18 protein-coding genes are annotated in these 25,260 nt (G+C 51.6%); 5 read left to right on the top strand and 13 right to left on the bottom strand.

Annotation, left to right across the window (positions count from 1 at the left end; genetic code table 11):
* The first annotated feature begins 17 nt into the window (after nt 1–17).
* Both ACEVG1_RS00690 and uvrC read left to right on the top strand, forming a co-directional pair.
* Nucleotides 18–2,264 carry a penicillin-binding protein 1A gene (locus tag ACEVG1_RS00690; protein WP_374741601.1) on the top strand — a complete coding sequence of 749 codons (2,247 nt, stop codon included), beginning with the start codon at nt 18–20 and terminating at the stop codon, nt 2,262–2,264.
* 2 nt (nt 2,265–2,266) lie between these two features.
* On the top strand, nt 2,267–4,066 hold the full coding sequence (gene uvrC, locus ACEVG1_RS00685; RefSeq protein ID WP_374741600.1) for an excinuclease ABC subunit UvrC: 1,800 nt from the start codon (nt 2,267–2,269) through the stop codon (nt 4,064–4,066).
* Between the two features lie 9 nt (nt 4,067–4,075).
* Here uvrC and ACEVG1_RS00680 read toward each other — a convergent pair whose 3' ends face one another.
* From ACEVG1_RS00680 to ACEVG1_RS00660, 5 genes are all read right to left on the bottom strand, one after another.
* The gene (locus ACEVG1_RS00680; protein ID WP_374741599.1) at nt 4,076–6,340 is read right to left on the bottom strand and encodes an alpha-galactosidase; all 2,265 of its coding nucleotides are present in this window, start codon (nt 6,338–6,340) and stop codon (nt 4,076–4,078) included.
* A 169-nt stretch (nt 6,341–6,509) separates the two neighbouring features.
* Nucleotides 6,510–6,869, bottom strand: a complete 360-nt coding sequence (locus ACEVG1_RS00675; protein ID WP_374741598.1) for a DUF4260 domain-containing protein — start codon at nt 6,867–6,869, stop codon at nt 6,510–6,512.
* A gap of 131 nt (nt 6,870–7,000) precedes the next feature.
* Nucleotides 7,001–7,480, bottom strand: coding sequence for a hypothetical protein (locus ACEVG1_RS00670; RefSeq protein ID WP_374741597.1), 480 nt, complete (start codon nt 7,478–7,480; stop codon nt 7,001–7,003).
* 76 nt (nt 7,481–7,556) lie between these two features.
* Nucleotides 7,557–9,311 (bottom strand): glycoside hydrolase domain-containing protein, encoded by a 1,755-nt coding sequence (locus ACEVG1_RS00665; RefSeq protein WP_374741596.1) that lies wholly within the window; start codon nt 9,309–9,311, stop codon nt 7,557–7,559.
* Between the two features lie 92 nt (nt 9,312–9,403).
* Nucleotides 9,404–10,888: an NAD(P)H-hydrate dehydratase gene (locus tag ACEVG1_RS00660; protein ID WP_374741595.1), complete on the bottom strand. Its 1,485-nt coding sequence runs from the start codon at nt 10,886–10,888 to the stop codon at nt 9,404–9,406.
* 121 nt (nt 10,889–11,009) lie between these two features.
* On the opposite strand from ACEVG1_RS00660, the gene ACEVG1_RS00655 reads away from it, so the two are divergent.
* Nucleotides 11,010–11,330, top strand: a complete 321-nt coding sequence (locus ACEVG1_RS00655; protein ID WP_374741594.1) for an iron-sulfur cluster assembly protein — start codon at nt 11,010–11,012, stop codon at nt 11,328–11,330.
* A 23-nt stretch (nt 11,331–11,353) separates the two neighbouring features.
* On the opposite strand, the gene ACEVG1_RS00650 is transcribed toward ACEVG1_RS00655, so the two are convergent.
* The 4 genes from ACEVG1_RS00650 to ACEVG1_RS00635 form a co-directional block, all read right to left on the bottom strand.
* Nucleotides 11,354–11,965 carry a hypothetical protein gene (locus tag ACEVG1_RS00650; protein ID WP_374741593.1) on the bottom strand — a complete coding sequence of 204 codons (612 nt, stop codon included), beginning with the start codon at nt 11,963–11,965 and terminating at the stop codon, nt 11,354–11,356.
* Complete coding sequence (locus ACEVG1_RS00645; RefSeq protein WP_374741592.1) at nt 11,962–13,227, bottom strand: cation:proton antiporter; 1,266 nt, start codon at nt 13,225–13,227, stop codon at nt 11,962–11,964. The genes ACEVG1_RS00650 and ACEVG1_RS00645 overlap by 4 nt, the downstream gene beginning before the upstream one ends.
* Nucleotides 13,228–13,241: 14 nt before the next feature.
* Nucleotides 13,242–13,718: a cation:proton antiporter regulatory subunit gene (locus ACEVG1_RS00640; protein ID WP_374741591.1), complete on the bottom strand. Its 477-nt coding sequence runs from the start codon at nt 13,716–13,718 to the stop codon at nt 13,242–13,244.
* Between the two features lie 347 nt (nt 13,719–14,065).
* Nucleotides 14,066–18,427 (bottom strand): translocation/assembly module TamB domain-containing protein, encoded by a 4,362-nt coding sequence (locus ACEVG1_RS00635; RefSeq protein WP_374741590.1) that lies wholly within the window; start codon nt 18,425–18,427, stop codon nt 14,066–14,068.
* 139 nt (nt 18,428–18,566) lie between these two features.
* Between ACEVG1_RS00635 and tsaD the strand changes: the two genes are divergently transcribed.
* Nucleotides 18,567–19,568, top strand: coding sequence for a tRNA (adenosine(37)-N6)-threonylcarbamoyltransferase complex transferase subunit TsaD (gene tsaD / locus ACEVG1_RS00630; protein ID WP_374741589.1), 1,002 nt, complete (start codon nt 18,567–18,569; stop codon nt 19,566–19,568).
* Nucleotides 19,569–19,593: 25 nt separating this feature from the next.
* Complete coding sequence (gene mgrA / locus ACEVG1_RS00625; protein WP_374741588.1) at nt 19,594–20,625, top strand: L-glyceraldehyde 3-phosphate reductase; 1,032 nt, start codon at nt 19,594–19,596, stop codon at nt 20,623–20,625.
* Here the strand turns inward: mgrA and ACEVG1_RS00620 are convergent, their stop codons facing one another.
* From ACEVG1_RS00620 to ACEVG1_RS00605, 4 genes are all read right to left on the bottom strand, one after another.
* Entirely contained in the window at nt 20,626–22,005 is a 1,380-nt protein-coding gene (locus ACEVG1_RS00620) for a lactate utilization protein B (protein WP_374741587.1), read from the bottom strand.
* A 52-nt stretch (nt 22,006–22,057) separates the two neighbouring features.
* Nucleotides 22,058–23,800, bottom strand: coding sequence for an aspartate--tRNA ligase (gene aspS / locus ACEVG1_RS00615; protein WP_374741586.1), 1,743 nt, complete (start codon nt 23,798–23,800; stop codon nt 22,058–22,060).
* An 82-nt stretch (nt 23,801–23,882) separates the two neighbouring features.
* Entirely contained in the window at nt 23,883–24,566 is a 684-nt protein-coding gene (locus ACEVG1_RS00610; RefSeq protein WP_374741585.1) for a response regulator, read from the bottom strand.
* 160 nt (nt 24,567–24,726) lie between these two features.
* Nucleotides 24,727–25,137, bottom strand: coding sequence for a hypothetical protein (locus ACEVG1_RS00605; protein ID WP_374741584.1), 411 nt, complete (start codon nt 25,135–25,137; stop codon nt 24,727–24,729).
* Nucleotides 25,138–25,260: the final 123 nt, after the last annotated feature.

The raw sequence follows: 25,260 nt of genomic DNA, 5'->3' as shown, positions 1-25,260 counted from the left end.
GCGTTTTAAGTAGAAGAATGAATAGCAAAAAAAAGAATAGCAACAACCTAACAACCGACGAAATCGGTCGGTATACCCGTACGTTCTGGAAGATTCTTGTCGGTCTTATTTTATTGGGATTTTTATTTATTTTCTGTGTTGGCATCGGACTGTTCGGAAAATTACCGACCTTCCGCGACCTTGAAAATCCGAAGAGCAACCTGGCATCGGAGGTTATCTCGGAAGACGGTGAGGTACTGGGTACCTACTATGTGCAAAACCGTTCGAAAGTGAGCTATGACCAGCTATCGCCCAATTTGGTGCAGGCGCTCATCGCCACGGAAGATAAACGTTTCTACAAGCACTCGGGTATCGACTACCGGCGTACCTTTACGATTATCTTCTACAACCTGATCGGCAATCGCCAAGGGGCAAGTACCATCACGCAACAATTGGCCCTCAACCTGTTTTCCGAGGGCCGTGCCCGGAATACGGGCAAGCGGATCATCCAGAAATTCCAGGAATGGATAACCGCCGTGCGCCTCGAACGTAACTACACCAAGGAAGAGATCATCACGATGTATTTCAATACGGTTGATTTTGGGGCTTACAATACCTTCGGTATCAAATCGGCCGCGCGTACGTATTTCAATACAACACCCGATAAACTGGACATACCGCAGGCGGCTATCTTGGTGGGAATGCTCAAAGGGCCAAGCATGTATTCGCCGGTACGTTATCCGCAACGGTCCATCCAGCGCCGGAACCTGGTGATCGAGAGCATGCGGAAGGCGGGTTACATCACCCGGGAAGAATCGTTGGAGTTGCAGAAGAAGCCATTGGTGCTTGCATTGAACATATCGAATCATGCCGAGGGGTTGGCTCCTTATTTCCGGGCGGTGATGAAGCGCGAAATCCAGCGGGAGTTCAACGAATTGTCGATCACCAAGGCCGATGGCACGCCATGGGATTTGGACCGGGATGGGTTGAGGATCTACACGACCATCAACGCCAATATGCAGCGATATGCCGAAGAGGCCCAGAAGGAATGGATGAAGACGGTGCAGGCTTCGTTCGATAGGCAATGGAAAAGCCGCGACCCGTTCCGGGGTGAAAAGGCGCAACTGCTGGAAACCGGCATGAAGCGCTCGGACCGTTACCGGGTATTGAAACAGGCAGGTAAATCGGAAGCTGACATAAAAAAAGATTTCGATACACCGGTACCCATGACGATATTTACCTGGGCGGGCGACAGGGATACGGTGATGACCCCGATGGACTCCATCCGGTACAACAAGCTGATCCTACGGAACTCGTTTATGTCTATGGAACCCCATACGGGCTATGTGCGTGCATGGGTGGGCGGCATCAATTTCGAACACTATAAGTATGACCAGGTGAAAATGGGTACGAGGCAGGTGGGATCTACGGCCAAACCATTTACCTACGCTGTGGCTATCGATAACGGTTATTCGCCGTGTTTCAAAGTGCCCAACGAGCCGCTTACCGTGGGTACCGGCCCCAACGCGTGGTCACCCCGTGGCGACAACTCGGCCGGCAGCCCCATCACCCTGCGGACTGCGTTGGCCCATTCGCAGAACTACGCAACGGCCTACATGATCGACGAAGTGGGGGCGAAGCCCGTGGCGGCACTTACCAAACGGATGGGGATTACCACCGACGTGCCTGAATATCCATCGATTGCGTTGGGGGCCTACGAAGCATCGATATATGATATGGTGGGCGCTTATTCCGCATTCGTAAACCACGGTGTGTGGATAGAGCCAACCTACATCCTCCGCATAGAGGATAAAAACGGCATGCCCATCTATGAAAAGGCACCCCGTGTTACCAAAGTGCTCAATAGCGAGACCGCTTACATCATGGTAGACATGCTCAAAAACGTGGTGGCCAATGGGTCGGGTGGCCGCATACGTTGGCGTTATAACCTTACCAATCCCATCGGCGGAAAAACCGGTACCACCAATGACAATGCCGATGCGTGGTTCATCGGTGTAACGCCCGAATTGGTGAGCGGCGTTTGGACGGGAGCCGAAGACCGGGGTATCAGCTTTGCTTCCATGGCCGAAGGCCAAGGTGCCCAGGCGGCACTGCCCGTATTTGCACTGTATATGCAGAAAGTCTATGCGGATACCACGTTGAAGTATTCAAAGGGAGACTTCCCCTTGCCGGAAGGCGGTATCATCACGGAGTTGGATTGCAGCAAATACCAAGAGTTCGATCCGGTGGAAGAGCCGCGGTTGGACGATCGGCTTGGGTTTTAAACATGGCCGCATTTGATTACCGCAAAGCACTTGAACAGATACCGCATAGACCCGGGGTGTACCAGTACTGGGATGCAGACGGCGAGCTTATCTATATAGGCAAAGCCAAAGACCTGAAGAACCGCGTAGGCTCCTATTTTGTAAAGACCAGCCAGCTGAACGGTAAGACGCGGGTGTTGGTGCGGAAAATCAACCGCATTACTTTTACCATTGTTGATACGGAGATCGATGCGTGGCTGTTGGAAAATAGCTTGATAAAAAAGCATCAGCCGCGTTATAACGTGATGCTCAAGGACGATAAGACCTACCCATGGATCGTTATCAAGAATGAGCGTTTCCCGCGGGTCTTCCCTACCCGCAAGTATATCAAAGACGGTTCCAAGTATTTCGGACCGTACGCTTCGGTGGGGATGATGCATGCCATTATGGATACCATCCGGGAGTTGTATCCCCTCCGTACCTGTAACTTGGCGCTCACGCCGGAGAATATTACCAACGGAAAATTCCGGGTATGCCTGGAATACCAGATCGGCAATTGCAAAGGTCCCTGTGAAGGCTACCAAACGGAAGAAGACTACGAACATAGCTTGAAGGATATCCGCGATATCCTCAATGGTAAAATCGGCGTGGTTATCCGGCGGTTGAACGAACAGCTCGAAGTGGCGGTGGCCGAGTTGAATTTTGAGTATGCCCACCATTTGAAAACCAAGCTCGATCTACTAGCCCGTTACCAGAGTAAATCGACCGTGGTCAACTCTTCCATCACCAATGTTGATGTATTCAGTATTGCTTCCGACCAGAACCATGCGTTTGTCAACTACCTGAAGGTGATGAATGGTGTCATCATCCAAACACAGACCGTTGAGCTGAGAAAGCGGCTGGACGAAAACGAAGCCGAATTGTTGAGTTTGGCCATTTCCGAAATCCGTAGCCGATTTAATAGTACATCCAAAGAAATCATCGTTCCGTTTGGCATGGACGTCGAAACGGAAGATCTCCGGTTTACTGTGCCCAAACAGGGCGAGAAAAGGAAATTACTGGAACTTTCGCTCAAAAACGCGCTTTACTTCAAAAAGGAACGGCTCAACCAATACGAGAAGCTCAATCCCGAGCTGAAAACCGAGCGTATCCTTACCCAGATGCAAAAGGACCTGCGGATGAATGTGCTACCCCGCCATATCGAGTGCTTTGACAATTCCAACTTCCAGGGTAAGTACCCGGTATCGGCTATTGTGGTATTCAAAGATGCGAAGCCCTCGAAAAAGGATTATCGCCACTTCAATGTAAAAACCGTGGCGGGCCCGAATGACTTTGCCACGATGGAGGAGGCCGTGCACCGCCGGTACCGCCGGCTGTTGGATGAAGGGCAGACGCTGCCACAGCTCATCATCATCGATGGCGGCAAGGGCCAGCTTTCTTCCGCATTGAAAAGTCTCAAGCTGCTCGGCATCGACAAGCAGGTTACTGTGATCGGCATTGCCAAGCGACTGGAAGAACTGTATTATCCAGGCGACCAATACCCGATGTACCTCGACAAGAAGTCGGAAACCTTGAAGGTCATCCAGCACTTGCGCGATGAGGCACACCGGTTTGGCATCACGTTCCACCGCAAACAACGGAGCCGTAATACGTTCCGTACGGAACTCGAAAGTATACCCGGAATTGGGCGCACCACGGCGGAAAAGCTGCTCAAGGCATTCAAATCCGTAAAAAAGATACAGGAAGCTACGCCCGAGCAACTCCGGGAAATATTGAATGAGCGGCAATTTAATGCCATGAAGGACTATTTTGCGTCCACCTAGTCGGTTTCCTTATTTCAATACATACCAAGCTTGTCCATTGGCAGGAATGGATACAGGCAGGTGTAACAACGTACCGTCTAGGGGCATAGCGTTTCCATCGCCACCGTTTGCACTTACCGTTGCGTGGCCACGTAGCCCCGTATAGTAAAGGTCCACCGTGAGCGTCCGTTCGATGGGGGTATCCAGTGGATTGTAAACCATCAGTAACCCCTTTTCTTCGCCTGTTGGGTCCACGTGCAGGATTGCGTCGTAGTCTCGCCCGTCGGGGCGTCGCAAGTGGATGATGTCACTGTCGAGTATCCGGCGGTGACGTTTGTAGAAATCTACCCATTTTTTTACCAGTGCCTTGGTCTCCGGTGTGTCGTAAAGCTGTGGTCCACGGTAACATGCCTGCACCCCGGCACCAAAAAGATTAGCGAGGCGCTGTTCGTAATGGGGGAGGTGGTCTCGAAGCGGCTCTATTGTTGCGGCAGGGCCCCCTCCATGGTATTCGACCAGCGGGACGAACATCCAGCCCATGGATGGCGTTTTCTCCCAGGTACCATCGTATATGTTCTGCCGTTCGATGATTTCCTGGTATTCGCGTGGCAGCGACCAATTGGTTTCCCGGTATCCCATCGCAATCTTCGTGCTTCCTTCCAAGAAATACCAGTCGGGCACATTGAGGTATATCCCCTTCGATCGGCACCAACGGTAGAAATCGCGTATCCTAACAAATTGTTTCCACTGCGAATCTTCGAAACCACGGTGCCCGGGATGGTTATGGGATGTGCAACCATCGCCGGGATAAGACCCATCATGCTCTAGGATGTCCATGCCGGTCTTTTCATAGAAATCGTAAAGTGTTTGGAAATACCGGTCGCCCCATTCACTCAATAGGCAGGGAGAGTGGCCAAAAGTAGGTTTCATGCCCGGAGGCATTATCACGTCGTTATCGGCATCGATGGATCGGCTGGCCAATAGTGAATAGCCGCCCAGCGCAATGTCTTTACTGTGCGCATAGTCGCGCAACGCTTTCATTCGTTGGATGTTGGCCTGTGTGGTGTCTTCTACATTGAAACCGCTGCCGAACGTCATGATGACCATTTCGAAACCTACTTCGGCACTTTGGTCGATGGCTTTCTTGACAGACGGGTCGTCGGCGCTCCGCACGTGCATGATAATGGGGTTTTCCTGTGTCCAGGGAGCAATGGTGCGGTACATCCTTCGCTGTGCCAGTCCCCTTCGTTCGCGGTCGGAACTGTCATAGAGCAACTCCCATAAGCGCATACTTTCAAAAGGCTTCCCCGGGGATATTTGCTGCCCCACACCGTGTTTTGGCTCGCAGACCAATACGGTCGGTGTTTTGAGTAGGTAGTTGACTTGTGTAGTGTAGGTGGAATCTTCGCGCCATTCCACACCGGCATTTTCCGATGCATTTGGCGACATCGAGCCAAACGCAAAATCACTTTGGGCGAAAATCGGTGGGAGCTCCCAGCGTTGTTTGTGTTCGACGGCACTTTCGGCCTCCGCGACCGCAAGGTGTTCTGTACGGATATTGTTGACAATCACTTCGTCGCTCCCGTTATATTCGACGGTTATCCACTTACTCAACAAGGGGATGCCATTATACATTCCGTAATGCACGTGGACTAAGAGGTCACGGAGAAAATCCATACCATGAGTTGGAGAATTGGGGTCGCCAGTACGTAGTAAGATATGCCGCTGGATGGTAGCTTCGTCGGCTTTATACGAAAACCGTATCACCGTACCCGTTGCCTCTTCCCGTGGTTTCGATAGCCATTCGGTACGGGGCGCCCAGGCAAAGCGGTCTTCAAGAGGCTGGCTATCCCATGACACTAGCTTAAGGCTCAGCGGATCGGCTTCCAACTGCGGTATCCAAGCAGGGTCAAGGTAGTTTTGCACGGGTTGCCCTATCAGCCCTCCCACCTTGATCTCGTGACCATTGACCCACAAGATGGCTTCGGGCGATATCGAACGCAGCAATGCTTCTCCCGTAACCAGGTTGTCCAAACCAACGGTAGCCCCTCCGGGTGTCAAGGAAAATGTACGTGTAATCAAGCCGTTGCTTAGGGCGAGTTGGTTTTCTGCCTTGAACACCACCGCCTTTTGTGAAACGGGATGGACTAACCAGTCTTCGTGTACAAGGGGCTGATCAGCATAGTTGGGGAGATGTGTGGCACCACCGGGTTGGGCGAATGATAAATTAATAGTTAGTCCGGAAAAAGCCACTACCATAGTAGCCGTCAGTGAATTGGTCCATTGCTTCCCCATAATATCTTTTCATTGCTACGCATATCGGCGCGTTGTGCGCGAACGATTGGTTTATAGCGAATATACTTCAAAAAAGCCGCATTGTATTCATTTTTATTACCACAAAAATATATCATCTTAACGCAGACGCACAATCGATTGCTTACATACAGCTATTGATCCGGTTGCTTCAATTGGCTTTTTGGCCTATCCTGCCAAGGTGGGTATCTTGAAAACCCGAGGTATATTTGAGGCCGTAACCAAACACCCTATCCATGGCGCTGTGGCCAAGCAAAATGATACCGGCAAGCAATACATACGGTTGATCGGCGTACCAGCCAATACCGATCACAGCTACCGCCACCCCTTGGTGGTGGAATAGGTTGTAAAGCGCCGCGCCCCACTTGTTATTCACTGCATAGCCTACCATGCTGATATCCGGAAGCAGCAAAAGCGCGGGGAATAGCCACCACGGATGGCCGAGCTGGATACTAACGATATAGCACGCAATCAGCAGTGCTGCCTGTTCGAATTTGAGTATTCGGTTCATAATGATTTGATTTGCGGTTGGTGATTTTGTTACGCGGCAGCCAACCGACAGTCAGTGTGCTCCGAAATCAAAGCATCGGATGTATTACTTCAGACCACCGAGAGGCTACTTAACGTGTGTTTTCAAGCCCTTCATGCAAACCACATGGCACCAATTACCGTACCAAGTAGCCCGAAAACGATAGCGACGGCGTATATTCCTAATACAATAATCGTCAGGATACCCCAAAACTTATAAAAGGATTTCAATTTGGCGAAAGCGTATACAAGCGCTTCCTGATTCTGTATCGCCAAGGCTTGCCGCACATACGTCGAAAAATCATATGAATACTTGGCGGGAAAGTAATATAATAAGCCCATGGCCACATAAATAACGCCAATCATGCCGGTAAAAGCAACTGGTGTGGGTAGCTGGACGGTAAACGCCGATCCAAAAAGCATGAATGCGATACCTATCAAAATGATCAGGGCGGCCATTACAAAACCAACAATTGCTAAAAATTTACTCCATTTACTGATTTCGGACAAAAAAAGACGGATTTCGTTGCTTATCACCAACGATGGTTCCGGCGGTACATTTGCGATGGACGTTACATGGTTGTTCTCTTCCATAATATTAGGCGTTGTTTGTGATAAAGGTACTAATTTATGGAGAACCCGCGAACCATGATGACAAAAAATCAGCAGTTCACCTACTTAGCTTTTCGAGTACCCATTTGCCATGGTTAACCAGTGCAGCAGTGGTCGAGTCGGGCGCTGCTTTGATACGGAACTTGGCTAACTCGTCTTCGAGCATCTTCAAGTTATCCATATCAGATGCCAGTACGAATTTTTCCCGTAGTATCCTTATCTTCTCGGCATCCTGAACACCTTCACGTATGCGCTCAAACCGGATTGAGCTCCGTCCGTCGGGGTAGATTACATAGGTATCGCCAGCCGGCCATGTACGGAACCGCGAATCGATCAGTGGGTTTTCCGTCCACGAATTATACGACCAGTGTAAATAACCATCTAGACCGGAAGCACGCGTATACCATCCCATGAAGACGGCTTCGGAGGGGTCGGAGAACGTGAACACATTCGGAAATTCGTCGGCGCAGCATACGTAATACGTACTTGTGAGTCCGTTTTCTTTTCTGAAGGCCAGATCTTTTTCGTCAAAGTCGGCACCGAATGCCACACAGATGTCGTTGAGCATGGGGTATTGTTTGTAACTCTTGTGGTTGTCGGCCAGCGCTACACCTAGTTCCGGCACAACTTTTTCCAGCAGAGCCAGTGCAATCTTCATTTCTTCGGGCGAGCGCTCATCCATGGCGATGTTGGTAAACGCCAGCCAGCCCTTCGTTTCCAGATGGTGACGGAATGACGTAAGGAAGGGCGTCCAAAGCTCCGTGAATTCGGTGCTTCCCGGTTTTGCACTGATGTTGACCGTGTCGCCCGATGCTTCGTCGATATAATGGATTTCGTGGTTCCAGGGAAGCAACGAATAGCAATTGATGAGTTTGTTTACCCCCAGGTCCAGCATGAAATTGACCCAGCGGTCAAAGATGGCATAGTCATATTCCCATTGGCCGTCCGCTTTCTTCGTCCAGCGGATCATGTCTTCATAAGGATCGAAGCATTGGTTGTTCCATGGGTCCTTGTTCAAATTGGCTGTGATGACTTTCTGTCCCGCGTCGGCGAGCATTTTCATCGGCGTCTTCATCAGCTCCCAATGTTCCTCGGACCATACTTCCACGCCATGTACCCGTGCTACGGCCGACGGATGCTGCCAGAAGTCCAAGTGGAACGCCCATTCGTTTGGTGGCGGGAGGGTCTGTGGGAGCACTTCGATGGAAAGAGGTAGCTCAGCGGTCTTTTCACCCCGTGCTTTCAACTGCACGGTGCCATTGTATATGCCCGGCGAAGCATTTGAAGGGATATCGAAGCTCAGCCAGACGGGGAGTGTGGTGCCACCTGCCATGTCGAAACGTTCTACGTTGTCCAGCACGTCGGCGGCTAAGGATACCGGAAAGTCTTCCGGTTTACGATGACCGCATCCAGGTGCGAAAATGTCGGTAAGTACATATCGGACAAACCGCGCCGTGCCTATAGGTCCTTCCATGGTCGATCCGTCTTCGGCGGTGAAAGGGGAAAATTCAAATTCAATTTCATTTACCGGCTGGCCTGACCAAAGGACCAGCTGCGCCGATATGCGTTCGCCGCGCCAACCGCTGCCCCGCCACGCGGTAGACGGCGCGAGTGTGGGGATAGCGGATTTTGCATACCGCTTATCGATGGAACCGAACGCGTAGTTCAAACCGTTTATGGCCGACCAATCGACAAATGCGGTGTCGGGGTCGGGCGCTTCCGCATAAGTGTCAACAGATTTCGCAGGTTGCGAATGGCTACATGCCGTTAGCAACGCCAAGCTGGATAGCAATAGGAGATAATTCTTGTTCATTTGGTCCAATAATCTCCTCAATACTACGGAATGCATGTGGGTTTTGCAACGTCTTCGGGCATGCAATCGATTGTGTGATTTTCGCCGATGGGCTAACCGCGCAAGGAGGCAATTGCATGGGGCAACTCGGTAATGGCCCGCGTTGCTGGCACGACCGCCATTCCGGCCGCAAACAGTCGGTCGCCTGCCAATCCATGCAAATAACAGCCCAGTATTGCGGCCTCCTGTGGTGTGTAGCCCTGCGCCAGCAAGGACACCACCACACCGGTTAATACGTCGCCCATGCCGCCACTGGCCATCGCCGGATTGCCGGTAGGGTTGATAAGGACGTTGCCATCGGGTAATACGATGAAAGTGTATCGATTTTTCAGTACAATGATTAACTGGAGTGCCGAGGCCTGCTTGCGCGCGCGCTGTACCCGGTCCCACCAGCTACTGCTCGGACCGAACAATCGGTCAAACTCTTTCATGTGGGGTGTAAGGATGCTCAGCTTCGGTAATTTTCGAAGTAGCTTTGGGTTTTCGCTAAGAAAGGAGAGGGCATCTGCATCTACAACGAGGGGTTTTGAAGGGTATGTAAGCATGGCGGGCAAATGGATACTTGCGCTGCCGAGACCGGGCCCTATCGCTACAGCATCAAACCGATTCCATGCTTCGGGCAGCCTTTCCCGGGAACAATACATGACTTCGGGATGACGAGCATTCAACGCAACCAGGCCTTCCGGGGGGATGCATGCCGAAGTGAGCCCCGCCCCCACATATACGCTGGCGCCGGAAGCCAGTATCGCTGCACCCATGGTATTCACCGACCCTGCTACGATCAACGCATGGCCGTACGTGCCTTTGTGGGAGAATCGCTCCCGGTGACGATACATATCTTGGATATCGGCGGTTTCCACCACCCGGTAGTTGCTTGGTAAACGTTCGATGAAACCTTCGTCCAGCCCGATATCGACCACATGGAAGTCGGCCATCGCCTTGGCCGATTCAGGGAAAAAGAAGCTGAGTTTGGGGCGTTGGAACGTAATCACATCGTCAGCGTGGATAGCCTCCTCCTGTTCGGACACGATCCCGTCGGCCCGCAGGCCGGATGGGATATCTACCGAAACCGTGCTGCGATGGGCTTGGTTGAGGTGTTGAACCAGCCGTAGCCAATCGCCTTCGAGTGGTCTGTTCAATCCCGACCCCAATAGTGCGTCGATGACGACGTGTTGTTGGATTTCCGGAAACTCATCCGCTGGAAAGAATTCAGTAACGGGGATGGGTGTGTGGTGCAGCCGGGCGATGTTTGCAGCGAAATCGTCACTTTCCCGATCGGCGAACCGTGCAACCCACACAGCGATATCGTCATAACCCCCCGCTTGCAACAGCCGGGCGATTGCCAGGCCATCGCCGCCATTGTTTCCTGTGCCGCAACATACCAATATGCGGGTATGCCTGTTCGGATGGCGCTGAATGAATGCCGTAACGAAAGCCGTTGATGCATTTTCCATCAAGTCGACGGACGCTATCGGTAAATGTTCGATAGTGTAACGGTCAGCATCGCGCGTTTGCGCTGCAGTCATGATTGTTTTCATCTTTCCAGCTCTTCGCTCGGTTAAAGATACGGTTTTATGGGGTGAATGTCAAGAATGGCGGGCGATGCGATGAAGTCACAGGAATATGTTAAATTTGTTGTCTTACAACAGGAGGAGAGCCATGATTGTCAATGACCCGTTACAGTTGGCCCCGGCCATCACCGCTGCGTTGGAAACCGTTTTCGACCCGGAAATACCCGTTAACATTGTTGAACTGGGGCTGGTGTATGAGCTGATTACCAAAGAGGGCGGTATAGCCAAGGTGGTGATGACGCTTACCGCGCCGGGATGCCCCGTAGCCGGTGATATTATCGACGAAGTGCAGCGTAAGGTTGGCGATGTGGAAGGTGTGAGCCAAGCCTTGGTGGAACTCACGTTTGATCCCGCTTGGGATAAAAGCATGATGAGCGAGGTGGCCCGCTTGGAACTTGGGTTTATGTAGCCTGATGTCGTGCACTCACGCGGCTAGTCGCCCAACGAGTGGACAATCTGTGAGCGGTATTGCGTATCTTTTTCCTGGAACTCGATGGTCTTCTTGTACGTATCGTACGTGAAAAAAACTTCCCCGGGCACCTTTGCATCTGGGGCAAAGAATAGTTTGAAGCTATAGGTAAACGGCTTGTCGTGATCTACCGCAGCACGGTTGGACGAGAATACCAGCGGTTCAACCGGACCCGGTTTCATCTGGGTTACATCGCCAACGTTCCACAATGCTCCCAATGCCGCCACGAAACGATCGCTCTCGGGACCGGACCGCGTAAAGGTAATCAGGCCGGTAGTGAATCCCGTTTCGTTATTTACCGAGCCATCCGGATTGATTCCGGCGGCGATTTGATGGTTCAACTCGATGTGAAAGCCTACGGTATCCCCCTTGTACAATCCCTGCGCAACGTAGGATACGGATGTGTCGTTATCCGTACGGCCCACCAGCCGTAGGGCAACATGCTTTGGGTGTTCAGGGTTGTTGACGATTTCGAACAACGGAATGGCATCCGATTTTTTATCGCCTGAATTGGATGTGTTACCGCAGGAAGCGAGTAAGATCGCTGCCAATGAAAGGATGGAAATATGTTTCATGACGATGATGGTTTATTTTCGTTATCGGAAGCTTGCCTTTCCAAGTCACTCAATGTCTTGACTGGTTTTTTCTCCACATTGCCTTTGCCAAACAAGGCGTTCCAGATAGTGCGCGACTCTTTGGTGAGCAACGGGGCAACGATGGATAATATGAGTACATAGACGACCACGAACGATTGGATAACGGGCAGCAGTTTGCCCGCTTTGCCAATATTGGCCATAATGATCGAAAATTCGCCGCGAGCGGCGAGGGTGAAGCCGATATCGACCGAATTCCGCTTCTTCAGGCCCGAGAAACGGGAAGCGAAATAACCCGAGGCTACGTTGCAGATGACGGTTACCACCGCAGCAATGGACGCCCATAGCACCGCACCGCTCAAGGTGGTCGGATCGATGGAAAGCCCGAAACTGAAGAAGAACATGGCGCCGAAGAAATCTTTGAAGGGGAGGACGAGCTGTTCGATACGTTTGATGTATTGCGAATCAGCTAGGACCAGGCCGGCCATCAACGCTCCGATGGCCTCTGCCACATGGATGGTCTCAGAGAACCCGGCAACAATAAATAGGAGTGCAAATATGACGAGTACAAACAGTTCGGACGTTTTGTCTTGGAGAACCCTGTCTATAGCCGGCACCAATTTACGACCGAGGATGAGGAAGGCAAGGATGAACCCGAGTGCCAACAGCGAGGTGCCGGCCACTGTCCAAAAAGAGCTGCTACCTGTCAATATCAACCCCGAAAGGAACGAAATATGCATGGCGATAAACAGGTCGTCAAACATGATCATACCCATAATCACCTCCGTTTCGGGATTGGCTGTCCGTTTCAGGTCTGTCAGTACTTTGGCCACGATGGCCGTTGACGAGCTGGTCATGATACCGCAGAGCACCATCACCTCCTTGAAAGGCAGCCCCATCAGCCACCCGATCAGTAAACCCGAACAAAAATTGAGCGCCACGTAGAAGCTGCCCCCGGTTACGATGGATTTCCCCGACTTGATGAGCCTTCCCACTGAAAACTCCAATCCGAGGTAAAACAGGAGGAATAGCACGCCCAAACGACCCATGAAGTCGATAAACGGCTTGCTTTCCGTAAAGGTAAGGTCGATGTTCCCAAATGTTGGTGCGTGTTGTCCGAGCACCATCCCGATCAATATGAAAAAGGGGATAACCGAAAATCGGAGCCTGTTGGAAATCAATCCGACAAGTGCTACCAAACCTACGGCAATGCCAATTTCAAATATCAGGGTGTGTGACGTCATCCGTTTTTCTTATGCTATAGTATCTCCTTTATCAGCTTAATATGGTTTCGCTTGCCCGCCACCACCATGGTGGTATCTGCACTCATCACATAGTCTGGCCCCGGGTTAATGATGCTATCCCCTTCTTTTATCGCGGCGATAATCGAAGCGCCTGTACGTTTGCGGACTTCTAGTTCACCGATCGACTTGCCAATACTCGGTGAATCCCTGCGCACTTTTATCCATTCGATGCTGAGGTCATCTAGTGCAACCTCGATGGTCTCGAGCGCCTTGGGTTTGTAGGATAATCCGCCGATGATGCCAGCTACTTGGCGCGACTCTTCGTCAGAAAGCGTCATTACACACTTGGACTCACTTTCTTCTTGGTCGTAGCGATAGAGTTCCCGCCGGCCATCGTCATGGATGACCACCACCATGTTATCTCCAGCTTCCGTTTCGATCTGATATTTTTTGCCGATACCGATCAGGTCTGATTCTCTTACAATTGACATAGTTGTCTCTCCCTAAGTTAAAAAATCATACAAAGATACGATTTTATTGGATAACCGATTCAGTTGCTCATCAGCACTTCGCACCGTAATGCCGAGTGATTTTTCTGGCTTTGATTGCTAGTGACGTTATGACAGGTTTTTTCTTCGTAAGTCATTGATTATTAATGGGTAATGTTTGTTGTATGAAGCTTGATGGCCATCCTTTAGGTAAATGATATAATCATTTTATAATCAATTTTTTATTAACTATTATATGAACTTATTCTTCTTAACGGATTATTGCGTATCGGCCGTTCGATCGACCGGTGGTGGTGGGCATAAAGAACGAGCTGTGTGCCGAGGGCGGTTTATTGATTTTCCGGGTGGTCCGCTGCTTCTTTCTCGTCTTTTTCGTTCCGGATGGTAACGAGTCGCCTAAAGAATTCATGGAAGGTGTAGAACTCTTGCCGATAGACCAAGCCGAGTGCACTGACGTAATTTTCATTGATTGTGAGCGGGAGGAAATTCCGGCTATTCAGTCGGTTGGAGCCTCGTAGCACAAGCCTCCCGTCTTTGCGGATCAAGTACCGCAGTTCCGCGTCGGTGACAATGCGGTCGCTGAATACATTGAGGTCGTTGACATTTCGCATATCGGCGACGCCGCCTGTGAAAATCAATCGATCATTGAAAAGGCGGAGCGATGCGCTGGCATCGTTGAGCGACCGGATATTTAAATCGACGAACTTGATATTCAAGGATTGGGAGATCAAGTTATTCAATTGATTGAACGCCAGTTCGGTGCCCGCGCTGAGTAATGTGTTGTTTAATTCGCGGCTGAAATCGGTTGCCGAACCCGGTGCGAAACTCCGTCGGACAATCAAGCTCAATGCCTGTTGGTTTACGTTGTTTGCATCGCTCAGGTAGCTTTGTAGCTCATCGTTTACATAGGGATCGTTCGGGAAGTTGAGTCCGAACGTGATGTCGGGCCGCATAAGGTTGCCGTTGAGGTTCATGACTGCATGGGCAAGCACTCGCTGTTCGACGGTTTCCCGCCCAGCCGCGTTGTACAAAGCAGCAAGGCTGGTGCGTTGGCCGTATACGGCCGCCAGGTTGATCGTGGCGTCGGTAGGCTGTCCTGTCCAACGGATGGTTCCCCCTTCGTTGATCTCGAATATCTTGTTGATGAAATCCTGTGCGGTGAATGTGAACTTACCGGTATTGATTGTATAATCACCGAACATCTCGAAATCACCTAAACTCGACATACGCAGGGAGAGCGTACTTTCCCCACGGCCAGTAAGCTCACCCAGATCGGTATAAAGGCTAGTTTCCGCATCGGGTGTAATCTGCAGGTCCATGTTCATGCTCAGCCCTTGGAATAGGCGTGGGCGTGCTTGCGGCGCATCCAAGGTGTCATGGCTGACGAACCGGATGAAATCGTTGTCGCTCACCGTGCCGACGGCGTTGAGCGGTATATGGAATCGCGTGCCTGCATCGGTGCGCGCCTGGATGTTGATCTGCATCGCATTCGTAGGGCCGTTGAAGGAAAACCTACCGGTTCCATAGGCTGTGCCGTAGTAGGATGGGTTGTCCCGAAAAGTCGTGTTTAGTACGAGGAAGTCAGCAGCATCCACAGTCACCTGGACGTCTGGAATCAACGGGTTGCGCATGTCCACATGCCCATTGGCGGTGGCGTTGCGGTTCCGTGGATCGGTGATGACCAAGCCGTCCAGGTGGATGGTGCTGTTGGTCAGTACGAACTCGTCGTCTATCCGATAAGGTGCCTGTAGGTAGTTGACGGTGAACCCAGCGTTATGCAACCGGCAACGGCCATTTATTTGGGGCGCTAATACGGAGCCGGTAACCTGCAGGTCGGCGGAGACCGTTCCGCTGACATCGGATACGAGTTTGCCGAGCAGTGGCTGGAAGAGAATCAACTCACTGTGATTGAAATGCGCGTTTACGTTGAGCTTGTCGTTCTCGGCCGTCGCATCGTACGTACCCACGGCGCTGAGGGTTTTCCTCCCCCCGCGTTCGGCTTCCACGTTGACGTTGACCAGTTCGCTGACACGATCAAAGTCTGCCCGTAGTATGGCGTCGCCTATCGGCGTTTGGTTGAGGCGTACGTTGGTTGCAACCATATCGGCTACCGCAAAGGGACTCTTCAGTAGCGACGATACCTCCATATGGCCATCGAGGATGCCATCGAGTTTAATCGATGACGATGCCATCAATGGATTAAACGTGCTGAGGTTAAAGTTCTGGAACGTAAACGAGACCTCGCGGTCGCTTTTGTCCGAAACAATGCCTTCCAAACGAGCCGTTTGCCCTCGATTGGATATCTCTAGGCCGTGGATATCGATTTCGCCATCGCTTACATAAGCCAGGGCATTGTCATCGAGTTCCCACCGCTCATCATTGAGCACCAATGCAGAGGGGAGCATGTGTATCCGTGTGGGCAACCCCCGTTGGAAATTCACCATGCCATTCAGGTCTAATTGGTTGCTTGCCGTGATATCCGACAATTTCAAATTGAAATGCAGGCTATCGCCCGCCATTACATTAGACAAGTTTACGTTATTGATGTACAGGCTATCCGTCACACTGATCCGGTCTGCTGTGACCAAAAGGCGCAAAGCACCGTCGTTGGCCGATTCATCCACGATCAAGCGGTTTAAACGGATCATGCCGTACGAGAGATCCGGCACGATAAGGTTGATGGCTGCCGTCCCGTCTGCCGAAGAGAACCGGGCATTCACCATCGCTCCATCGCCCAGCGCAAGCTTGGGAACTACCAACGCCGCGACCGGTTCGATGTCTTTGAGCTGCAAACTGAAGTCGAAGGCTTGTTTGCCCGTTGGCCCGATTGCCAGCGCGAGGGAAGGGGCATACTGCATGGCTACCGATTTGAAATAGTTGTGCAGGGTAGTTAGATCCATTTCACCGTTTACCGTGGCATCTGCAAGGTCCGAGCGTAGCGTAACTGTGCGGTGCGCCTCGTTGCCGCTGGCTTCGAGAACCAGTGAGTCAACGGCATAACGCAACGAATCGCTTAAAAAGCCAATCTTATAAAGTGCCAGATTGCCCTGCATATTATTTAGCGCATTGCCATTGAAGTTGGTTGCAATCGTTGCACCTTCTATGATGACTGGCGTTTTGCTGTACAGGTGGAGGTTGTGTAGGTGTGCATAACCCACGGTGGCGTCAAACGCATACTCGGGGCGCTCCGGATTGAAGTTGATGCCACCGTCAAAAAGTAACTGTAAATTGGGATCATCGACCTCAATATTTCCGGTAAACTGCATTTCAGAAAACTCGCCGGCTAAATCGATGTTGGTGTAGCGATACCCCTTTACGTCCAGGTAAGCTACGTTGCCCGCCACGTGGCTGTTGAGGCCGCGGGGCGTGAAGCCGTCTCCGGCAATATCGATGTCGAAACCGCCATGCCCGATTTGGGGATATTGCAGCAACGTGCCCAGGTCGAACTGGGGGGTCGTGATTTTTCCCGAGTAATGGCCGCCATCACGGATGCTTAGGTTGACGGCGGTATGGGCCGCACCGAGGGTGGTTTCGAGTACGCCGATGGCCTCGAAGTTATAGTATGTGCCCACCAGCGTACCTTCGTAAGCAAGGTCACCCATCCGGTCGAATATCGCCGGTAACGCAAGTTGGCGGTTATTTCCCAATTGGCCTACTAGTGATTCAATGTCTGCACGGTTCGTGGCTAGCCGATGCAGCTTCATGTCGAAGATGGTGTGTTCGATGTCGGGCAAGCCACGGATATCGAAATTACCCGATAAGCGTGTACGGTCGCCTATCCTGAGCACGGCGTCTCGTGCCGAAATATCCGATACGTTTCCGGTGAATAAGCCTGATAGCACAACGTCAAACTGCGTTATCGCCACTTCGGGTGCGAAGAACTCGATATCGCGGGAGTTGACCCGGGCACGGTCGAGCTTCAGCTCGATGGTCACTGCTTCCATGAAGTTTGCGAACGCGGAAAAATCCGTATATCCGAACCGGAGATAGTCACCTAGTTGGCTCCGATTGGTTTCGAGGTAGAGGTCTTCCAACTCGAGGTAATTGGTATCTATCACGGCGACCGCACGCATTTCGCGAAGATGGAAACCACTCTTTTCGCGGAAGGTAAGGCCCTCGATAGTGGATTTAAAGAGATGGCTGCCAAGGTCGATATCGCTAAAATGGCCGCTAAGCCCGGTCAGGCGGATATCGCGGTAGTCGATACCCTTGGTCGGACGGCTTTCGCCGTACCGGTAACGGAATGAAATATCGGCCAAGTCGACCGTGCCAACATCGAGTACGATCTGCTTTCCTTCCTTTGATGCCTTGGGGGCAGTGGCCGGCCGGAAATAGTCGACGATAAACGCGAGGTTGCTGCTGTCTCCCTGCCGGTTGAGGAAAAACGACCCGCCAGAGAGCGCCAGTTTATTGATGGTAACCTGGCCGTCACGTATTTTCCAAAGGTTTACCGACGCCGTCAATTCACTAGCGTAGAGCAGGGTATCGCCCGTTAAGTCGGCCACATACAGACCGCGGAGTACCAGTGAGGAAAACGGTTTGAAATAAACGCCATCCAACGATACGGTGGTACGGAGTTTATCCGATAGGTAATTGGCGGCACGTTTTGCAAAAAAGGTTTGGACAGGCTGGTATTGGAGGGTATAGATGAGCCCTATTAGCAAAAGTAACAGGGTGACCAGTGTCCACAACGATATTTTTACTATTTTTTTGATATCCTTCCGCAATAAAATTTTTCGCTCAGTTTTTTATCCGGCGCAATTTTAGTTTGTATTTCGGAGCAACTTTATCTAAGTTTGCTTTCGTTAAAAACGCGAAATATTGACTGCCATGCCCATCATCCTCGGCATTGAATCTTCCTGTGACGAAACGTCGGCTGCTATCAGCGTGAACGGAACAATCTGTTCAAACATCATTGCAAACCAGACCGTCCATGAAAAATTCGGCGGTGTGGTACCCGAACTGGCATCACGTGCCCATCAACAGCATATCATTCCGGCCGTCGAACAGGCCATCCGCGATGCAAAAGTACATAAAAATGATATAGATGCAGTGGCGTTTACGCGGGGACCCGGACTGCTCGGGTCGTTATTGGTGGGTACATCCTTTGCCAAGGCATTTGCGCTTGCCCGGAATATCCCGCTTATTGAAGTGAATCATATGCAAGCGCATATTCTCGCGCATTTCATCGACGAACCTGTGCCCGAGTTCCCCTTCTTGTGCCTCACGGTCTCGGGGGGGCATACGCAGTTGGTATTGGTGAAAAGCCACTTCGAGATGGAACTGCTGGGGCAAACGCTCGACGATGCCGCGGGGGAGGCGTTCGACAAGACCGCTAAAATCCTGGGGCTCCCTTACCCCGGTGGGCCGTTGATCGACCGCCACGCCCAGCATGGAAACCCCGATGCATTTTCGTTTCCCGAACCGCAGATCCCACGCCTTGATTTCAGCTTCAGCGGATTGAAAACAGCCATCCTCTATTTCGTGCAGCAAAAGCAACGCGAGCAAGCCGATTTCCTTGAATTGCACCTGGACGATGTATGCGCATCGGTACAGTCGCGCATTGTTTCCATTTTGCTCAATAAGCTGCGGCGGGCAGCCCGTGAAACAGGTGTGACCCAGGTGGCGATCGCGGGCGGTGTATCGGCCAATTCCGGCTTACGGAACGGATTGGTAGCGTTGGGTAAGCAGGAGGGGTGGCAGGTATTTATCCCACGTTTCGAATACTGTACAGACAACGCGGCGATGATTGCCATTGCCGGCCACCATAAATACCTTGCCCATGAATTCGTAGGGCAGGATGTAGCCCCGATGGCGAGGTATGCGATTTGAATTACGGATGCAAACATACGATACTATGAATTGGAAACCCGATCCTAACCGTTACAATAGCATGGTCTATAACCGCTGTGGTAATAGTGGGCTGAAATTGCCCGCCATCTCCCTTGGTTTGTGGAATAACTTTGGACACGACATACCGCATGGCACCAAGCAACAGATATGCCGCCAGGCATTTGACCTGGGCATTACCCACTTCGACCTTGCCAATAACTACGGCCCGCCACCAGGTAGTGCGGAATCGGCTTTTGGCCGCATACTGAGAGAAGATTTCGCGGGCTACCGGGACGAGTTGGTCATCTCTTCGAAAGCCGGGTACGACATGTGGCCGGGACCTTACGGCGAATGGGGAAGCCGTAAATATTTGGTGTCCAGCTGCGACCAAAGCCTCAAGCGGATGGGGCTCGATTATGTAGACATTTTTTATTCCCATCGGTTTGACCCGCAGACCCCGTTGGAAGAAACCATGATGGCATTGGATCACATTGTCCGGTCGGGTAGGGCATTATATGTGGGCATTTCCTCCTACAATACGAAGCGTACGCGGGAGGCGGAGGCTATTTTGCGTGAGTTGGGTACACCCTGCCTGATTCACCAGCCGAGCTATTCCATGCTCAACCGGTGGGTGGAAACGGATGGCCTGCTCGATACGCTGGCCAATCTGGGTATGGGATCGATCGTATTCTCGCCGCTGGCCCAAGGGATGCTCACCGACAAATACCTGCAGGGTGTCCCGGCCGATAGCCGGGCAAAAAAGAGGCCTTCTTTCCGTTCCGGTTTCTTGAATGACGAAAACATGGAGCGTATCCGTGCATTGCACGCCATTGCACAGCGGCGGGGGCAGACATTGGCCCAAATGGCGATTGCTTGGGTACTGCGGCGCGGCCGTGTAACCTCGGCATTGATTGGCGCGAGCAGGCCCGAGCAGGTGGTTGATTGCGCCGGCGCGCTAGCCAACCTTGATTTTTCCGAAACGGAACTGGCAGAAATCGACAATTACGCAAAAGACGGCTCGATCAACATATGGGCAAAATCGGCAGAACTCGAGTGATTACTTGCTTTGCTCTTTCCATTGCTGGCTGAATGATTTCTCAGCGACGTGTGGAAGTTGGCGTTGCTTGCCCCATGCTTTCCTGAAAAAAGTCCGTAGTAAAAAATTCTTGAACTTGCCACCGAAAAAATCAACGAGCCTACGCTTGGTGATGGCGTAGGTAAAGCCTTTCCACGCAAGCCGTTCCGTTTTGGAGGGAAGTCGGGCAGCTACGGCATCACGTCTGTTGAGCAGGAGCATTTTGTGGATATCGATTTTGACCGGGCATACTTCGGAACATTTGCCGCAAAGGCTCGATGCGTAGCTGAGATGTTTAAATTCAGCCATGCCCCGGAGGTGCGGCGTGATGAGCGATCCGATGGGGCCGCTGTAAGTGGTGTTGTATGTATGGCCACCTACATTTTTGTAGATGGGGCACGCATTGAGGCAGGCGCCGCAGCGGATACAGTATAGTCCCTGGCGTTGGTCTTTCTGGGCCAATAGCTCGGTGCGGCCGTTGTCTAGCAGTACCACATACATTTCCTCGGGCCCGTCCGTTTCACCCTCTTGCCGTGGCCCACTGACGATGCTGTTGTACACCGTGAGGCGTTGTCCGGTACCATGGGTCGAAAGCAGTGGCCAAAACAGGTCCAAGTCGTTCAGTGAGGGGACGATCTTCTCGATGCCCACGATGGCGATATGGATTTTCGGAAAAGTGGTGGAAAGCCGGGCATTGCCTTCATTTTCTGTGATCGCCACGCTACCGGTTTCCGCGATCAGGAAATTCCCGCCTGTGATGCCTACATCGGCTGTGGTATATTGTTCCCGAAGGAGTTCGCGGGCCTTCAGCGTCAGCTCTTGGGCCGTAGACTCGGGCGGCGTGCCGAAATGCTGGTGGAATAGCGCCTGTATATCTGCCAGGCTTAGGTGCATGGCGGGTGTGACGATATGGTAGGGCTTTTGCCCCAGCAATTGCACAATATATTCGCCAAGATCCGTCTCGATGGCTTTGATGTTGTTTTCTGCAAGAAATTCGTTGAGCTCGATTTCTTCCGTGGTCATTGATTTGGATTTGACCACCGTTTTGGCACCGGCTTGGGCTAGGATCTTGCCGATTTCTTCACGTGCTTCCGCGGCATCGTTCGCCCAGATAACCTTGCCCCCCTTCCGTAGGAAATTCGACTCGAACTCGGGCAGCAGCTTATCCAGGTTTTCCATCACCCGCCACTTGATGATATGGGCCTTCCGTTTTGAGTTTTCGAGGTGGTTGAACAGCGGAAGCCCCCGGTTGACCGCGTCGTCGTACTTATCTATATTGTAATTAATGATTTCCCGGTGACGGGGTTCAAAAGCCTTGGCGGCACTTTCTTTGAGGAAGGTGGCTTCTTGTGCAGACGACATACGCAACGTGTTATTATATCAATAACGCAGAAATAGCTGAACTGTTGTGGCGCTAGCGCAGCGCGATGCTCAATTCGGCCAGCTGTGCTTCCGCGATTGCCGACGGTGAATCGATCATCACATCGCGCCCGGCATTGTTCTTCGGAAACGCGATTACATCGCGGATGCTGTCCAACCCAGCGAAAACAGCGGCCAACCGGTCAAAGCCGAAAGCAATGCCGCCATGGGGAGGGGCACCGTACGTAAATGCTTCTAGCAGGAATCCGAATTGCTTCTGCGCTTCCTCGGCTGTAAAGCCCAGGTGTTTGAACATCAGCGATTGGAGGTCGCGGTCATGTATCCGTATGGAGCCACCGCCAATTTCGGTGCCGTTGATGACCAGGTCATAAGCATTGGCGCGGACACTGCCCGGCTGTGTCTCCAGTGAAGGGATGTCTTCCGCTTTCGGCGATGTAAAGGGGTGGTGCATTGCGTGGTAGCGCCCCGACTCCTCATCCCATTCCAGTAAGGGAAAATCCGTTACCCATAGGGGGGCATACGTGTTTTTATCGCGCAGGCCCAATTGTGAAGCAACTTCCAGCCGGAGTTCACTCAATTGCTTTCGTGCGCGGTCCGTATTGCCGGCCATGACCAGCATGAGGTCGCCCGGCTTGGCATCAAAAGCCTGCGCCCACGCCGCCAGTTGCTCGGGGCTGTAGAATTTGTCGACAGACGACTTCAATGTGCCGTCTTCGTTGTATCGTAGGTATACCAAGCCCGATGCTCCTACCTGGGGTCGTTTCACGAAGTCCGTCAATGCATCGAGTTGCTTACGGGTGTACGAAGCGCAACCCTCGGCATTGATGCCTACCACGAGCGCCGCTTGGTCAAATACCGGGAAGCCAGCACCTTGGAGTACCGCATTGAGTTCGACGAACGGCATGCCGAAGCGGATGTCGGGTTTGTCTGAGCCGTATAGGCGCATGGCCTCGTCGTAAGGTAGGCGGGGTACTTCCCCTAGATCGATGTTTTTTATTTGCTTGAATAGGTGTTTTATGAGGCCTTCGAAGAGTTGGAGGATGTCTTCCTGTTCCACAAAGGCCATTTCGCAGTCTATCTGTGTGAATTCCGGCTGTCGGTCTGCCCGCAAATCCTCATCGCGGAAACATTTGACCAACTGGAAATAGCGGTCAAAGCCCGATACCATCAAGAGTTGTTTGAACGTCTGCGGTGATTGGGGGAGCGCATAGAACTCGCCTGGATTCATCCGGCTTGGTACCACGAAATCGCGGGCACCCTCCGGTGTGGACTTGATGAGTACCGGTGTTTCCACTTCGAGGAAATGGTGGCGATCCAGGTAATTGCGAGTTTCCTGCGCAAGCCGATGCCGTAAAACGAGGTTGTTCCGCACCGGGTTGCGGCGGAGGTCGAGGTAGCGGTATTTCATTCGCAAATCGTCGCCACCGTCCGTATCGTCTTCAATGGTGAAGGGGGGGAGCTTCGCGGAGTTGAGCACTTCGAGTCGTACCACTTTTATTTCAATCTCGCCCGTGGACAGCTTCGGATTCTTGCTCTCGCGTTCAATCACCTTGCCTGTCACTTTGATCACGTACTCCCGGCCAAGGGCGCGGGCTTCGGCCCGCAACGACTCGTCGTCGGCCGGATCGAACACCAGTTGGGTGACACCGTACCGATCCCGTACATCGATAAATGTCATCCCGCCCAAATCACGGGATTTCTGTACCCAACCACTAAGTACAACCGTTTTACCCAAGTCCGAGAGGGTCAGCTCTCCGCAAGTATGTGTTCTATGCATGCTCTTTTATCTAGAACGGCAAAAATAGCGGTTTTTTCCGAACTAAGGAGAGCGGTTTAGGGAGTTTTTCCAAACTGATCCACTAGCACAGGCTTCCCATATAAGCGCGGCCCAACGGTAGATTATCACCGTTGTTTAGCAAGATGTTGGAAGCGCTGCGGGCCCGGATAGCGTCTGTGTTGATCAGGTAAGATTTGTGAATCCTGACAAACTTCTTGTTGTTTAGGATGGTTTCCGCCACCTCCTTGAGGCATTTGCGGAGCACGATTTTCTTGGTTGTTGTAATGAAGGTGGTATAGTTGCCCTCCGCATGTGCGTATATCATGTCATCCATCGGTATTTTCGTCTTATGCTTGCCGTCGGGGAGAAAAATGCTCTGACTCTCTTCCTTTGTTTCGACTTGGTTGAGCGCAATTTCGATAGACGCATATACGTCGTTCCTATTGAAAGGTTTTACGATGTAGCCGGCCGGATTCGTTGATTTTGCGGCTTCGATGGTGCTGCGGTCCGCATGTGACGTGAGGAAAATAAATGGGGTATGGAAAGAGGCGTTGATTTCGTGGGCGAGATCGATACCTGTTTTTTCACCATATAAGATGATGTCTACCAAAATAAGGTCGGGCCGGTTGGTTCTGATGGCCGATACGGCATCGTCATAATTCGTACAAATGCCGCAAACGTCATACCCCAATTCCTGAAGCATGTACTCCAAATCCATGGTGATGATAAGCTGATCTTCTACGATGAGTATTTTTTTCTTTTTCATCCGACTGACAGTGTTATGGTGAATTTACATTCCAGATTCAATACGAACCAGTGATGACGGAACAAAAGTAGTACGATTGGTTTGAACGGGATGTAGTAATATGTCTACATCCTTGTAATTGACTTGTAATTAGTGTATTGTATGTGAGTGTCGTCGTTTGTTATTGACAGATGCCGTTTTCTAAAACCCACACTTTCGACACGCTGCTACTCGATATATTGGGCGTATGTGGACCGTTGTTGGTCTCGTAAGTCAATACGATGGTTCCTGTGCCCGGATTGCCCTTAACTTGTAGGGCAATGGTTTCACCTTTTGCCAGTTGAACGGTTGTACTGAAGGGGAGGGAAGGATGGTTGGTGGTTACAAGGCCATCGTTCGTGTGGTAGGTGACCGAAGATACGAAGGCTTCCTCGTACGCGGCCACCTGATAAGTAACCAAACTCTGTTCGGATAGTTGCAGGCCATCGATGTCGCAATCGCATTGCGTAGGAGTTAACTCCATGCGCTCTTCGCATGACTGCAAGGGAGTCAATGAAATCAGAAATGCACTGGTGATAATGGCTAAACGCATAATCGATTATAGACGTGAATCATCCTATCCATGCAAAGATGCCTATAATAGGAGCGGCGAGGCCATAAAGCCCGCTTGATTTTTTGATTTTGTAGCCGTTCTACTACATGTTCCGCGGTGCTT

Origin of the sequence: Parapedobacter sp. 2B3 (assembly GCF_041925275.1) — a bacterium.
Taxonomy (GTDB): Bacteria; Bacteroidota; Bacteroidia; order Sphingobacteriales; family Sphingobacteriaceae; genus Parapedobacter; species Parapedobacter pyrenivorans_A.
This window is presented reverse-complemented; position numbering and strand designations above follow the sequence as displayed.